This window comes from Firmicutes bacterium HGW-Firmicutes-1, from assembly GCA_002841625.1.
Classification (GTDB): domain Bacteria; phylum Bacillota; class Clostridia; order Lachnospirales; family Vallitaleaceae; genus HGW-1.
The window spans coordinates 26407-41932 of the sequence record PHAG01000004.1 but is presented as its reverse complement, the minus strand read 5'-3'; the positions used below and the strand labels follow the sequence as shown (position 1 = coordinate 41932).

Here is a 15526-nt window from a genome sequence, read left to right as displayed (position 1 = left end):
AAGCAGATGGCGTTACTAAGAACAGAAAATATGACGATGCAATTTAGTGGATTAACTGCAGTATCTGAGTTGAGTATATCAATAGATAATAATGAAATAATTGGATTAATAGGTCCAAATGGCGCTGGCAAAACAACTGCCTTTAATATGATTACTGGTGTTTATAAACCGACAACGGGTGATGTATTCTATAATGAAAAAAAAATTACGGGTCTTAAAGCTCATGAAATAGCGCATTATGGTGTTTCTAGGACCTTTCAAAACATTAGATTATTTAAGGAATTGACAGTGCTTGAGAATGTAGTTATTGCAAATCATTTGAGATTAAAATCTAATTTATTTGATTCGGTTTTCAGAACACCAAGGTATAGAAGAGAAGAGAAACATATTTATGAAAAATCTTTAAGCTTACTTGCGGAGCTTGGACTTGAAGATTTGAAGGATGAAAAGTCTTCGAACCTACCTTATGGTAAGCAAAGAAGACTGGAAATTGCTAGGGCACTTGCAACAGATCCAAAAATATTACTACTTGACGAACCAGCAGCTGGTATGAACCCCCAGGAATCTATGGAGTTAATGGGCCTTATTAGACATATCAGAGATAAGTTCAATATAGCGATCTTAATGATAGAACATCACATGCAGGTGGTAATGGGTGTATGTGAAAGAATTTATGTTCTTGATTACGGCGTAACCATTGCAAAAGGTATTCCAAGTGAAATACAAAATGATCCAAAAGTTATAGAAGCTTATTTGGGGGTGGACTAGTTGCTAAGAGTAGAAAATTTAAATGTTCATTATGGTGGTATACATGCTTTAAGAGGGATATCGCTTAATGTAGAAGAAGGAAAAATCATTAGCCTTATAGGTGCAAATGGTGCAGGTAAGAGTACAACTTTAAGAGCTGTTATGGGACTTGAAAAGCCTTCTGACGGAAAAATTATTTACCAAGATCAAGATATAACAGGTAAAGCAACGAAAGAAATTGTGAAGTCTAATCTAGTTTTAGTACCTGAAGGCAGAAGAGTATTCACGAATTTGACAGTAAAGGAAAACTTGGTGCTAGGTGCTTACTTAAGAAAGAATCAAGAAAGTATCGATGAAGATATGAAATGGGTTTTTGATCTTTTTCCAATACTAAAAAATAGACAACAGCAAAAGGCTGGTACTATGTCAGGTGGCGAGCAACAAATGTTAGCTGTAGGACGAGCGTTGATGACAAAACCGAAGTTGTTAATGATGGATGAACCTTCCCTAGGGCTCGCGCCATTAATTGTGAAAAATATTTTTGAAATCATTAAAAAGATTAATCAAGAAGGTGTAACGATACTATTAATAGAACAAAATGCAAAGGCATCTCTTGAAATTTCTGACTATGCATATGTTCTTGAGACTGGGCAAGTATTTATGCAGGGCAAGGGATTAGAATTATTAAATAATGAAGAAGTGAAAAAGGCATATTTAGGAACATAGAGTAACCATAAAAACCTCTTATCGTAGAAGAAAATCTAAGATTAGAGGTTTTTTTTGTTCAGTTCTTTATTTTCGACAACATTTGATATCAAAATATAAATTAAATAATATTCATATAAAATAGAATAAATATATAGTAATAACAGATAAAAAGTGGTAAAGTATATGTATATTATTTAACTGCAGTTCATACTAGGGGGGTTGATTATGGTATTTAATAGCTTGATATGGCTAGAAGATTCTATGAAACAAAAAATCGATGCTAGAGTTATTATCGATTTAGGACTAAATACGATTTATCGAAGTCTAATGTCAATTATAGGTAGCAATGACCTTATTATTAATGAGCTTTGTCTAGATCAGAAAACCATTTATTATCGTCAAGAGGTTTTAAAGGATTTTATGAATTCTCCTGAACTATTATCAAATTTAATGGAAGGATTAAGTGGAATTATTCAATTAAAGGGTCACTTAAATCAAGGAAAAGAAGAAACCAATTTATTCTGTTTGGTGAATCTAGTAATTATTGTTGAAGCTATCATTTTAAGTTTGGAAGCGCTTCATAAAACATTACTTCATTATGAAATTAAGTCAGAAGGCTTAAGTGAACTTAAAGAAGCTGTAATTACTAAGACATCAATGAATAGCTTTAAGGATATGAAGAGAGATTTGAATGAAGTAAGATATATCTTAAGTAAAATAAAGAGTGTGGAGGTTTCTATTAATATGTCAGTTGATATGAGACCTGAAGAAGTAAGAGTTACTGAAATAAATGACAATAGTTATCGTTTTCCACTCGCATTTAGGATGATATCAGAATCCGTAGGGGTATCTGAAAAGTTTCTAGGGTTAGACATGAACAGCTATGTGCCATTATTTAATCTTGAAAATGTTGATTGGGATATTTTAGATGAACTAGCGAATGCATTTAAATCACATAAGGATGTATTTAATCAATTTGTTAAAAGGTATCAAAAAGTAGATATTAAGCCGTTTATAACACTTTTGGAAGAACTTACCTTTTATCAAGCTAGTTATGAAATGTCAAATCAATTAAAAAGATTAGGCCTACCCCAGTGCGTTCCAAAGCTCTTAAATGCAAATGAAAGAGCAATGTATTTAAATAATTTTTATAATGTGAATACTGCATTTGAAAAGATGAACACAATGGAAAGTCTTCCAAATAAATCGATCATTCTGAATGATATTACAATGAATAACGAAGCGAGAATATTTATTTTAACAGGTCCCAATATGGGTGGCAAAACAACAATAACACAAGCAATAGGTCAAATACAAATATTTGCACAATTAGGATTGCTTGTACCTGCTGAGCAAGCAAGTATTAGCTTAGCTGATAATATTTTTACTCATTTTTCAGTTGAAGAAAAAGAAACTGTTGACCTTGGAAGGTTAGGTAAGGAATGCGAAATGTTCAGTACAATATTTCATCAGTCTAGTGATAAAAGCTTGCTGCTGCTAAATGAATCCTTTTCTGGGACAAGCCATTTGGAAAGCTTGAAAATCGCTGAAGAAGCTGTGATGGCTGCTAAATATAAAAGATTACGTATGGTTTATAATACTCATTTGCATGAACTTGCAGCCACGGCTTGTAACTATAACGATATTTTTAATAATGATACGCATATTATTAGCATTCTTATTGGGGATAAAAGAGATATCTTATCTTATAAAATAAAAATAGGTGAACCTCTAGGCATGAGCTATGCAAGAGACGAGGCATATAAATATGGGATTACATATGAGCAATTAACAGGCAAAGAGGAGGTGAACACCTATGGAAAATCAAATCTTCAGTTTGTTGTGGTTAAGTAAAGAGAGAAGGTCTTACCATCTAGATGAAAAAACCATTGAAGACCTTAATATATCTGAGATGATTCAATTGGATTCAAGTAAAGGACAAGCTTTATTTCATTATTTAAAAGAAGTACCAATAAATATAGAGGATATTAATTATAGGCAAGGCATATTAGAAGAGTTTGCTGACAATAGGCCTCTTTTGGCCGCAATAAAGAGCTTTGTTAATAAGTGCCATAATATATATAGAAGAGTATGCTTTACCAAGGATAAGGAGCCTACGCTTTACAACTTACTATATTTAATAGATAGTGTAAGCCAAGTAATGGACTTGATTGAAGATATTCATGCGACATTAATGAATATGAAAGTCAAATCGATGGGGCTTATACATTATAAAGAGGAATTAGAAAAAGGAGTTTACCATCACCTATATAAAAGCTTTAAGTCTGATGTTAGAAATATGAAAGCATTGACTTCAGATATAGCAAGTCTTAAGATTGGGATTAATCTTGATGATAATCTCCGTCCTGAAGCAGCAATGTTGTTATCCTTTCATGAGAAATCCCTAAAATTAACAAGGACGATAAGAAGAGCAAATTATAGATTTAATTATGATCCAAATGCAATCACATCAATGCCTAAAGAGTTAATTCTACCCCACACAGCATCAAAGAATAATCCATTATCTAACATTGAAAAGTTGCTTGAACCTGCAGTTTATCAACTAATTACTTTTTGTGATCAATTTATTGAAGGATTACTGGCTATGCATGCTGGTCTCAATGAAGAGTTTGAATTTTATGATTTGGGTATTGAAATGTATGATGTACTCAAACAAAATGGGTATTATTTGTGTCAACCACTTATGTTTGAACAAGGTAAAACAATTATTGATTCAGCTTATAATATTAATTTGGCATATAAAATGATTGGTGATAAAAACAGTACTGTAAGTGACATGATTTATAATTCATTTACAGCTAATCAGGATGGAAATATATATATTTTAACTGGAGCAAATAGAGGTGGAAAAACCACTTTCACGCAAGCAATTGGGCAAATATTTTGGTTGGCACAGCTAGGTTTATTCGTTCCTGCAAAAAAAGCTGCCCTCAGGATTCTTGATGGAATATTTATGCATTTTCCAAGTCATGAGGAATCAACATGTCATCATGGTAGGTTTGGTAATGATTGTAAATGTTTTTCGGAAATCTATAAAAAGCTGACACCAAATAGTTTGCTTTTGATGAACGAGTCCTTTTCTGCAACAAGTCACTTAGAGAGCTTAACAGTAGCTTTTGAGGCTGTAAAAGCACTAAAGGAAGTTGGGGTAACTACGATTTTCAATACCCATCTTCACGAACTTGGACGCATGATTATAGATTTGAATTATGTAGGAGAAAATAAAACAAAATGTGTGAGCTTAGTTACGGGAACGGAGGAAGTACATCAATCTTTTGCGGTATATGAAGGAGAGCCCTTGGGTCAGAGTTATGCACAAGATATAGCGATTAGTTATGGCTTGACCTTTGAACAATTAATAAGGGATGATAGACTACGAAAGGTGGTATTGGCTGCAACTAAGGGGTAGTGGGATTGTGGAAAATGTAAGATTAAATTAAACACTTGCATAAATGAATAATTTTGGTTAAAATATTGATACAAGAAGAATGAATTATAATATTTTAAAAAGGTGGTTAATTGATATGATACAGAAATTAGACAATTTAATACTTCCAGATAATTATCAAACAAGCTTGAATATTAGAGAAACAGAAAATGCGATTAAGCTTATTAAGGATTTTTTTGAAAGGGATCTCTCGAAACAATTAAACTTATCTAGAGTATCTGCACCACTGTTTGTTAGACCAGAAACAGGGATGAATGATAACTTAAATGGTATAGAACGTCCAGTAGCTTTTGATGTCAAAACGATTGATGGGGATGTTGTTGAGATTGTACATTCCTTAGCAAAATGGAAAAGAATGGCGTTAAAAAGATATAAGTTTACAACGGGAGAAGGCTTGTATACGGATATGAATGCTATTCGTAGAGATGAAGATACTGATAACTTACACTCAATTTATGTGGATCAATGGGATTGGGAAAAAATCATTAAGAAAGAAGCGCGGACAATTGATACATTAAAGGGTATTGTTGGAGGCATTTACGAAGCTTTTAAAAATACTGAAGAATTTGTTTGTAATCATTATCCAAGTATCCAAAAAGTATTACCTGAGAAAATTTTCTTTATCACTACCCAGGAATTAGAAGATAAGTATCCAGAGCTTTCTTCAAAAGAAAGAGAAGATTTGATTGCAAAAGATAAAGGAGCAGTATTTTTAATGCAAATTGGAGGTTCGCTTAAGTCTGGAAAGAAACATGATGGAAGAGCTCCTGATTATGACGATTGGAACTTAAATGGTGATATCATTTTTTGGTTCCCAACATTAGATAGGGCTGTAGAATTATCATCTATGGGTATTCGTGTTGACGAGACTACCCTTATTGAACAGTTGAAGATTGCTAATTGTGAAGAAAGATTGCAGTATCCTTTCCACAAAGAGTTACTTCGAGGCGAGCTTCCATACACAATAGGCGGTGGAATTGGTCAATCTAGACTATGTATGTACTTTTTACAAAAAGCACATATTGGTGAAGTTCAAGCATCTATTTGGCCAGATGAAATGATAGAGGAATGTAGCAAAAATAATATTCAGTTGTTGTAGGAAGTAACAATGCATAATTATACATACGCAAGATAAGGAGATAATAATGGAATTTAATTGATAAAATATCAAAGATATAAGCGTATTATTTTAGTAAAACCAATTCGTGATTTTTATTGAAAGGCGTTAAAAAATGACAAACTGGTAAATTCTAACCACAAAACGGTCATATCGTTTTTGCTGATATTCTAAAAAACGAATCGCTGTTAGCATACCCAACCCTATAGGTATAAAGGCCTATAGGGTTTTTTTATATGCAGTAAAGAAGAGAGAACACACAAAAAACACACAAAGAACATAAATAAAACACTGGAAAAACATAAATAAAACATGTATAAATAATGTAAAAATCGATATAAAATCTAAAATTACATAAATAAACAGTATTTGACACTAAACGACTTTGAACGTTATAATACTTAGAAAAGTAAGTAAATGGTTACTTACGTTTAGAGGTGTATAAATGGGATTAGGAGTAATCCATAGAAGAGAAAGTATAGTATTAACAACAATAGATGTTATGAATGAGTATGGAGTGCAAGCCTTATCCACAAGAGAGGTTGCAAGAAGAGAAGGCATATCAGAGGGTGCTATATTTAAACATTTTTCAAAAAAGAAAGATTTAATGATTGCCGTCCTTGAATATTTTTCAAAATATGATGATGATATTTTTAGCTCAACAAAAATTGAAAAGCTAGAATCAAAGGAGGCAATCCTCAACTTTGTGGATATATATACAACCTATTATCAAAACTATCCCGCAATAACATCTATAGCACAGGCACTGGATGAAATGAGATATAATCCAGAACTAGAGGAAATAGTGAAAAGTATTTTAAATAATCGATTAGAGTTTTTGACTAAGATCATTGAACAAGGACAGTTTAACGGGGACATAAAAAAAGATGTAGATAAGGTTACTTTAGCTGATATAATCTTTGGAACGTTACAAGGTATTTGCTTAAGGTGGAGAGTTGACAATTATGAGTTTTCACTTAAGAAAAATAGTCTGCAAGCAACACAAATGATTTTAGAAGCTTTATATTAATAGGATACTAAAAAAATCAAAGGAGTGATGGGAAAATGGCAACAGTATTAATCGTTGATGATGCGGCCTTTATGCGTCTATCAATTAAAATGATGCTTGAAAGTAATGGTTTTGAGGTTGTTGGGGAAGCAGCGGATGGAGTGGAAGCAATTAAACAGTATGTAGTTTGCAAACCAGACATTGTAACAATGGATATTACAATGCCTAATTTGACTGGAATTGAAGCACTAAAAGCAATCAGGAAACAAGATCCTAATGCAAAGGTTGTTATGGTATCAGCAATGGGTCAAGAATGTTTGGTAAAGGAAGCAATTATAAGTGGTGCTAAAACGTTTATAGTAAAGCCGTTTAAGGAAGATCATGTGGTTCAAACACTGAAACAAATTGCAGGAATGTAGAGTAAGTTAAGTACGAAAGGTGGTATGAAAATTGTCGGAGAAATATTCTAATGAACCAATGTTAGAAATGTATATATTTGAGACATCTCAATTACTTGAACAGCTTGAACAAGCCATTATCACATGTGAAAAAGCAAATTTTTATTCAAAAGATGCGATTAATGAAATTTTTCGATTCATGCATACGATAAAAGGTTCTTCAGCTATGATGCTCTTTAACAACATTGGAGCTCTTGCACATTCTATCGAAGATTTATTCTATTATCTCAGAGAGCAAAAGCCTGAATCAGTAGACTATTCTACTTTATCTGATTTGGTTTTAGAAGGCGTAGATTTTATTAAGATTGAGCTTGAAAAAATCAAAGCAGGTGATATACCAGATGGAGAAGCACAACAATTAATTGATAAAATTAGAGAGTTTTTATTAATTCTTAAGTCAGAAAATTCATCTGAGATTGAAATCGTAAAGCCTTTATCTACCAAGAAACAACAGTACTATATTGCACCGGATAAAAAGATAGACGATACTCTAAGAAATAAGTTTAGAGCAATCATATTTTTCAAAGAAGATTGTCAAATGGAAAATATTAGAGCATATACAGTTATTCACAGTCTAATTGATATAGCAAATGACATTTGCTATATTCCAGAAGACATATCTGAAAATGATGATAGTGTATTATTGATTAGAGAAAATGGTTTTGAAATATATTTTTCAACAGAGGCTAGCTACGAAGAAATGCATCAGTTTTTTATGCAGACGATTTTCCTGAAAAGTTTAGATCTGGTGCAGCTAGAAAAAAATGACAAATTTCAACAATTTAATACGACGAACAAACCTGTAGTAGAAAAAAAAGAAATCAAGGTGCCACAAATAGAGCTCACAGTTCAAAAGGAACAAATAATTAAAGAAATGTCTAGCTCTAGTAACCAAACAATCATTAGTGTTAATGTTGATAAATTAGACAAATTAATGGATTTAGTTGGGGAAATGGTAATAGCAGAGGCTATGGTAACGCAGAACCCAGAGGTAGAAAATTTAGAGCTTGAAAACTTCCAAAAGGCTGCAAGGCAATTACACAAAATTACCAGTGAGCTTCAAGATATGGTAATGGCAATCAGAATGGTACCTCTTTCAACAACATTTCTTAAGATGCAACGTATTATGAGAGATATGTGTAAGAAGCTTGGCAAAGAGGTAAAGCTAGATGTTATTGGAGAAGAAACAGAGGTTGATAAAAACATTATTGAGAATATCTCTGATCCATTAATGCATTTGATTAGAAATGCGATTGACCATGGGATTGAAGAAAGTGATGAGAGAGTAAAAAAAGGCAAAGAAAAAGTAGGTAGAATCATCTTAGAGGCTAAGAATTCAGGTAGTGATGTACTTGTAATTATAAAAGATGATGGGAAAGGCTTGAAGAAGGAACGAATTCTAAGTAAAGCAAGAGAAAATGGAATATTAGAAAAAAATGAAAGTGAAATGTCTGAAAAGGAAATTTACAACTTAATCTTATTACCAGGCTTTTCTACGAAAGACAACATAACTGAATTCTCGGGTAGAGGCGTTGGTATGGACGTCGTAACGAAAAACATTGAGGCAGTAGGTGGTTCTGTATCAGTAGATAGTATAGAAGAGGTGGGGACTACAATTACGTTGAAAATACCACTCACCTTAGCAATTATAGATGGAATGAATATTAAGGTGGGCAACTCAAGGTATACGATTCCAATCATCACAATAAAAGAATCCTTCCGTCCTAAAGAAGGAGATGTCATTTCAGATCCTGATGGAAATGAAATGATAATGGTTAGAGGACGGTGTTATCCTATCCTAAGGCTTCATCAGCATTATAAGGTAGCTACTAAAATAACTGAGTTTACTGAAGGAATTTTAATAATGGTTGAACAAGATGATAAAGCTTGTTGTTTATTTGCGGATGAGCTCATTGGACAACAGCAGGTCGTTGTTAAAGCATTACCTGGATATATCAAAAAGACAAAAGTAATAGGTGGTTTAGGTGGTTGTACACTTCTTGGAGATGGAAGTATTAGTTTAATCCTTGATATTGGAGGTTTAACCAACTTAAAATGATATGGATAACCAAAAATACGTAATTAAAGGAGATGGAAACATGAAGACTACTATGGTTCAGGATTTATTTGAAGAGGAGGAAGATACCCAAAAAGGCAAATTCCTAACGTTCTCGTTAGGTAATGAATCTTATGGTATTGAAATCCTGTATGTCACTGAAATAGTTGGTATACAACCGATTACTGAAGTTCCGGAACTTCCTAAATATATAAAAGGCATTATTAATCTGCGTGGTAAGATTATTCCCGTCATGGACGTGAGGGTGAGATTTAACAAACCCCCGATGGATTACAATGACAGAACCTGTATAGTAGTAGTTGATATACTAGAAATATCTATTGGTTTGATTGTTGATACTGTAGCAGAAGTGCTTTCTATACCAGAACAGGAGATTGTACCCCCCCCAGATATTAATAAAGGGGGCAAGAAATACATAAAAGGAATTGGAAAAACAGGTAGTGAAGTTACATTAATTTTGGATTGCGAAAAACTCATAGACGAGGAAGAAGTAGAAGTGTTAGCAAAAATAGATAACTAATCATGAGGAGGGTTGTATATGAAATGGTTCTTAAATATGAAAATTGGTGTTAAGTTGATATTAGGATTTTTGATTGTAGCTTTAATAGCAGGAAGTATTGGAGTTGTTGGTTATAGTGGAATAAATACTGTTGACAGGCACTTGAATGAGGTTGCGGAAGTAAGACTACCTAGTATCAATGCATTGCTAATAATGAGCGAAGCACAAACTGCGGTAAGAGCTGGATTAAGGAATTTAGGAAATGTTGAAACGACATCAGAGCAGAGAAAAGTAGAATATCAATATATTGAGGATGCTATAAAAAGGAGTGAAGAATATTGGGCAGTCTATGAACCATTACCACAAAGTAGTGAAGAGGCTGAAGAATGGAACAAATTTGTACCGCTATGGAATGAGTGGTTAACAACAGTAAACAATGTTTTGGCGATAGCTAGAAAATATGATGAGGCTGTTGTAAACAAGTCTGCTAATCAAGAAGTGCTATTTCAGAATATTAGAGAAAGTAATAGGATTTCTGCAGAAGCATTTAAACCTGCAGAAACGTCGTTACTCATAGTCAATGATATAAATGGAGAGCTAGCTCGTCAAGCTAGTATGGATGCAGAGGAAGCCATAAAAAGGGTAACAGCATTATTAATTGGTATTTCATTAGCAGGTGTTATCATTTCGATGTTATTAGGTTTATTTATTACGAGAATCATTAAAAAACCAATCAACAAAATGGTTGATGCTGCAAAACGTATGGCAGATGGTGATTTAGACATCAACTTAGTGATTGATTCCAAAGATGAAGTAGGTGTTCTTGGTAGTGCATTTATTAAAATGACAGATAACATTAACGAGGTAATGTCCAATATAAGTGCTGCTTCAGAGCAAGTAGCTTCGGGATCAAGACAAGTGTCAGTATCGAGTATGTCCCTATCCCAAGGGGCTACGGAGCAAGCAAGTTCCATTGAGGAATTAACTGCTTCTATAGAAGAAATTGCTTCACAAACAAGACAAAATGCACAAAACGCTAATTTAGCTAATGATATTTCTGAAACAGCTAAAACCAATGCTACAGATGGTAATGAACAAATGAACTTAATGCTAAAAGCAATGGATGAGATTAATGAATCTTCAAGTAACATTTCTAAAATAATCAAGGTTATTGATGAAATAGCCTTCCAAACAAATATACTTGCACTTAATGCAGCTGTTGAAGCCGCAAGAGCGGGGCAACATGGTAAAGGCTTTGCAGTTGTTGCAGAGGAAGTAAGAAATCTAGCAGCTCGTTCTGCTAATGCGGCTAAGGAAACGACAGCTATGATAGAAGGGTCTATTAAAAAGGTTCAAGATGGAACTAAAATTGCTAATCAAACGGCAGATGCATTAAATAACATTGTTGAAGGTGTTACTAAGGTTGCAACCTTAGTAAGCCAAATCGCAGTAGCTTCGAATGAGCAGGCGCTAGGGGTTGATCAGGTGAATCAAGGGCTAACTCAAATATCAGAAGTTGTTCAAACAACCTCGGCAACCTCTGAGGAAACAGCTGCAGCGAGTGAAGAGTTATCAGGTCAAGCTGAAATGCTTAAGAATCAAGTTTCAAAATTTAGTTTAAAAAAACAAAATGTAAATAGTACATATAAAGGGTTAGAAACGCTTAATCCGGAAGTTATCAAAATGTTAGAAAGCATGAATGGAAAAAACCAAAGTTATAAAAATAATGAAGTACATGATGAAGTAGCCGCAACATCAAATCCAAAGAAAATATCTTTAAGTGACAAGGAATTTGGTAAGTATTAGAGTCTAGGAGTAAAATAAAAAAGAGACTTTAAAGGAGCTGAAAAAATGAGGGAGACTGTCGTGCAGAATTTATCTGAAGAGGAAGAAGATACTCAGAAGGGTAAGTTTCTTACCTTTTCATTAGGCAAAGAGTTCTATGGAATTGGTATTATGTATGTTACTGAAATAGTTGGTATTCAGCCCATAACTGAGGTGCCAGAGCTTCCTGAGTATATAAAAGGAATTATTAATTTACGAGGAAAGATAATCCCAGTAATGGATATAAGATTAAGATTTAAGAAGCCTTCTATCGAATATAATGATCGAACATGTATCATCGTTATAGATATACAAGAAATATCTATTGGATTGATTATTGACTGTGTATCAGAAGTAATCTCTATTCCCGATGATGAAATTGTTTCACCACCAGATATCAATAAGGGTGGTAAGAAGTATATTAAGGGTATTGGCAAAACAGGCAAAGATGTAACGTTAATCTTAGACTGTGAGAAACTATTAAATGAAGAAGATGCTGAAATGCTTCATGAAATCCGATAACCAATTTTAGGGAGGAACAAATATGAAATGGTATTATAACTTGAAGGTAGGAGCTAAACTCATTAGTGGATTTATCATAGTTGCAATGATTGCAGGGATTGTTGGCATTGTAGGATATAGCGGAATGTCAGAGATTAAAAAAGCAGAGGAAGAAATTGCTATAGTCAGGTTGCCAAGTATACAGAGCCTTTTGATTATGAGTGAAGCGCAAACTGCTGTACTTGTAGGTGAAAGAGGTCTTACAAACAATAAAATGATGAATGAGGATATAAGAAAAGCGCAGTATGCATATATTGAAAGTGCATTTATAAGAGCAGATGAGGCAAGGAAAACTTATTTGCCACTGCCAATGTCTGCAGAAGAAGAAGTTAAGTGGGAAGAATTTGTACCCAAATGGGATAAGTGGGTGTCAGATCATAATATAGTTATAGAGTTTGCTAAAGAAAAGGATAAGCTTCTGAAAAGCGGATTAACATTAGAAAGTCCAGAAATCAAGGAGCTTGATGGTAAAGAATATCAGGCATCACTAAATGCGAGAACAACGTTTCTAGCTGCAGAGGCAGTATTGAACGAAATTGTTGATATAAACATTGAAATAGCTCATCAATCAGAAATAGAAGCCAATGTAGCTAGTGAACGTGCAAATATAATACTAATAGTCGTTATTGTAGCAGCAATTGTTATTTCTATTTTATTGGGATTATTTATAAGTACAATCATTAAAAGGCCTATCAACAAGGCGGTTCTCATGATGAAGGAAATGAGCATGGGGCACTTGGGGTTGCGATTGAATATAGACACGAAGGATGAAATTGGACAAATGGCAATTGCTATGGATGGTTTTGCCGATGATCTTCAAAACATTGTCATTGCTACAATGAAGCAAATCTCAGATGGAGATATGAGTGCAGTAGTGGTACAAAAAGATGATAAAGATGAAATCTCTCCAGCGCTAAAGATGACCATTGACGCGATAAAAGCTTTGATTGATGAGACGAATATATTATCTCAAGCAGCCATCGCTGGAAAGCTTAATACAAGAGGAGATTCAGATAAATTTAAAGGTGGATATAAGAATATTATAGAGGGCGTAAATCAGACATTAGATGCAATCATAAAACCTGTTCAGGAAGCGGCAGCTGTCTTGAAGGAAATGTCCAATGGAAATCTCCAAGTAAGCGTAACTGGTGATTATAAAGGCGATCATGCCGATATAAAAAATGCCTTAAATGAAACAATAGAATCGCTTTCTCAGGTGCTCTCAGATATCAATAGTGCTTCTGAACAAGTTGCATCTGGCTCAAGACAAGTATCAGTATCTAGTATGTCTCTCTCTCAAGGCGCAACAGAGCAAGCAAGCTCCATAGAAGAATTAACAGCTTCCGTGGAAGAAATTGCTTCACAAACAAGACAAAATGCGGGAAATGCGAATCAAGCGAATGATATTTCTGAAACAGCCAAAACAAACGCATCAGAAGGCAACGAGCAAATGAAGAAGATGTTAAAGGCAATGGATGAAATCAATGAATCTTCAAGTAATATTTCGAAGATTATTAAGGTTATAGATGAAATAGCCTTTCAAACAAATATACTTGCCCTTAATGCAGCAGTAGAAGCAGCAAGAGCTGGACAACATGGAAAAGGCTTTGCAGTAGTTGCAGAGGAGGTAAGAAATTTAGCGGCTCGTTCTGCTAACGCTGCGAAGGAAACAACGGTGATGATAGAGGGCTCTATTAAAAAGGTTGAAGATGGAACTAAAATTGCAAATCAAACAGCGAATGCATTAACAAACATTGTTGAAGGTATATCTAAGGTTGCAAATTTAGTGAATCAAATTGCTGTAGCATCTAATGAGCAAGCCTTAGGAGTTGATCAAGTAAATCAAGGGCTTACGCAAATATCCGAAGTTGTGCAGACGACCTCAGCGACCTCTGAAGAAACAGCAGCAGCAAGTGAAGAACTTTCAGGCCAAGCAGAAATGCTTAAAAAACAAGTAGAAAAATTTAAATTAAAGAAATTGAATGGTAACGGTTCTTATAAAGGATTAGAATCACTTAATCCAGAAGTTATCAAAATGCTAGAAAGCATGAATAGTAAAAATTATAATCATGGTAATCAGGATGAATATAATGAAGTAGCCGTAACAACAAATTCTAAGAAAATATCTTTAAGTGATAAGGAATTTGGAAAGTATTAAGAGAATAGTGTTGAACTCCATAATAAGGAGGGGTTTGTCTTAACCCTCCTTATATAAAAAGAGGATGTTTACGATGATGAATATTACTGAAAAAGAATTTAAACAATTAGCAGAGTATATAAAAGAAAACTATGGTATTCATTTAAAGGCCGAAAAGCAAACGCTTGTTCAAGGGAGATTAAACAATGTTGTTGCACAAATGGGATTTAATACCTTTACTGAGTACTATAAGTATGTTGTATCTGATAAAAGTGGGGATGCTGTAGTTACACTAGTAGATAAAATAACAACGAATCATACTTATTTCATGAGAGAAGCAGAGCACTTTTACTATTTTAGAGACCGGGTGTTACCTTATTTTAAGAAAAACTTAAGAGAAAAGGATCTTCGCATTTGGTGTGCAGCTTGTTCATCAGGAGAAGAAGCATATACCTTAGCAATGATAATAGATGAGTTTTTTAAATCAGAAAAAATGTGGTGGGATACAAAAGTATTGGCAACAGATATTTCAAATAGTGTTTTGGATACTGCTCAAAAAGGCATATATAGTAATGAAAAAATAGCTCCATTACCAATTCTGTGGAAAAATACTTATTTTAATAAATGTGACAATGAAAATTCAACCATAACTGATAAAATCAGAAATGAAGTAATATTTAGAAAGTTTAACCTTGTGGAGAATGTGTTTCCATTTAAAAAGAGATTTCATATCATTTTTTGTAGAAATGTAATGATATATTTTGATAGTAAGACAAAAGAGATATTAACAGAGAAGTTTTATGATATGCTGGAACCGGGTGGATATTTATTTGTTGGACATTCAGAATCATTAAATAGAGAAACGACAAAATTTAAGTATGTTTGTCCTGCGGTATATAGAAAAGAATAGAATAGAATGG

At 33.7% G+C, this 15526-nt stretch carries 13 protein-coding genes; all 13 read left to right on the top strand.

Annotated elements, in window-relative coordinates:
- Window positions 1-6 precede the first annotated feature (6 nt).
- The 13 genes from livG (at window position 7) to CVU84_05905 (ending at window position 15516) form a co-directional block, all read left to right on the top strand.
- Window positions 7-768 (top strand): high-affinity branched-chain amino acid ABC transporter ATP-binding protein LivG, encoded by a 762-nt coding sequence (livG, locus tag CVU84_05965; GenBank protein ID PKM95225.1) that lies wholly within the window; start codon window positions 7-9, stop codon window positions 766-768.
- On the top strand, window positions 769-1473 hold the full coding sequence (locus CVU84_05960) for an ABC transporter ATP-binding protein (protein PKM95224.1): 705 nt from the start codon (window positions 769-771) through the stop codon (window positions 1471-1473). It begins immediately after the preceding gene.
- Window positions 1474-1680: 207 nt separating this feature from the next.
- Entirely contained in the window at window positions 1681-3309 is a 1629-nt protein-coding gene (locus CVU84_05955; protein ID PKM95223.1) for a hypothetical protein, read from the top strand.
- Window positions 3272-4885 carry a hypothetical protein gene (locus tag CVU84_05950; GenBank protein PKM95222.1) on the top strand — a complete coding sequence of 538 codons (1614 nt, stop codon included), beginning with the start codon at window positions 3272-3274 and terminating at the stop codon, window positions 4883-4885. Before CVU84_05955 ends, CVU84_05950 begins: the two co-directional genes overlap by 38 nt.
- Before the next feature lie 115 nt (window positions 4886-5000).
- Window positions 5001-6023 carry an aspartate--ammonia ligase gene (locus CVU84_05945; GenBank protein ID PKM95221.1) on the top strand — a complete coding sequence of 341 codons (1023 nt, stop codon included), beginning with the start codon at window positions 5001-5003 and terminating at the stop codon, window positions 6021-6023.
- A 463-nt stretch (window positions 6024-6486) separates the two neighbouring features.
- Window positions 6487-7071 carry a TetR/AcrR family transcriptional regulator gene (locus tag CVU84_05940; protein ID PKM95220.1) on the top strand — a complete coding sequence of 195 codons (585 nt, stop codon included), beginning with the start codon at window positions 6487-6489 and terminating at the stop codon, window positions 7069-7071.
- Between the two features lie 35 nt (window positions 7072-7106).
- Complete coding sequence (locus CVU84_05935) at window positions 7107-7469, top strand: response regulator (protein ID PKM95219.1); 363 nt, start codon at window positions 7107-7109, stop codon at window positions 7467-7469.
- Window positions 7470-7500: 31 nt separating this feature from the next.
- The gene (locus CVU84_05930) at window positions 7501-9567 is read left to right on the top strand and encodes a chemotaxis protein CheA (GenBank protein ID PKM95218.1); all 2067 of its coding nucleotides are present in this window, start codon (window positions 7501-7503) and stop codon (window positions 9565-9567) included.
- A gap of 40 nt (window positions 9568-9607) precedes the next feature.
- Entirely contained in the window at window positions 9608-10105 is a 498-nt protein-coding gene (locus CVU84_05925) for a chemotaxis protein CheW (protein ID PKM95369.1), read from the top strand.
- A gap of 18 nt (window positions 10106-10123) precedes the next feature.
- Window positions 10124-11890 (top strand): methyl-accepting chemotaxis protein, encoded by a 1767-nt coding sequence (locus tag CVU84_05920; GenBank protein PKM95217.1) that lies wholly within the window; start codon window positions 10124-10126, stop codon window positions 11888-11890.
- A 45-nt stretch (window positions 11891-11935) separates the two neighbouring features.
- A complete protein-coding gene (locus CVU84_05915) occupies window positions 11936-12430 on the top strand; it encodes a chemotaxis protein CheW (protein ID PKM95216.1) in 495 nt (164 codons plus the stop codon).
- A gap of 22 nt (window positions 12431-12452) precedes the next feature.
- The gene (locus CVU84_05910) at window positions 12453-14627 is read left to right on the top strand and encodes a methyl-accepting chemotaxis protein (GenBank protein PKM95215.1); all 2175 of its coding nucleotides are present in this window, start codon (window positions 12453-12455) and stop codon (window positions 14625-14627) included.
- Window positions 14628-14700: 73 nt separating this feature from the next.
- Window positions 14701-15516 (top strand): chemotaxis protein CheR, encoded by an 816-nt coding sequence (locus CVU84_05905; protein ID PKM95368.1) that lies wholly within the window; start codon window positions 14701-14703, stop codon window positions 15514-15516.
- The last annotated feature ends 10 nt before the right edge of the window (window positions 15517-15526 follow it).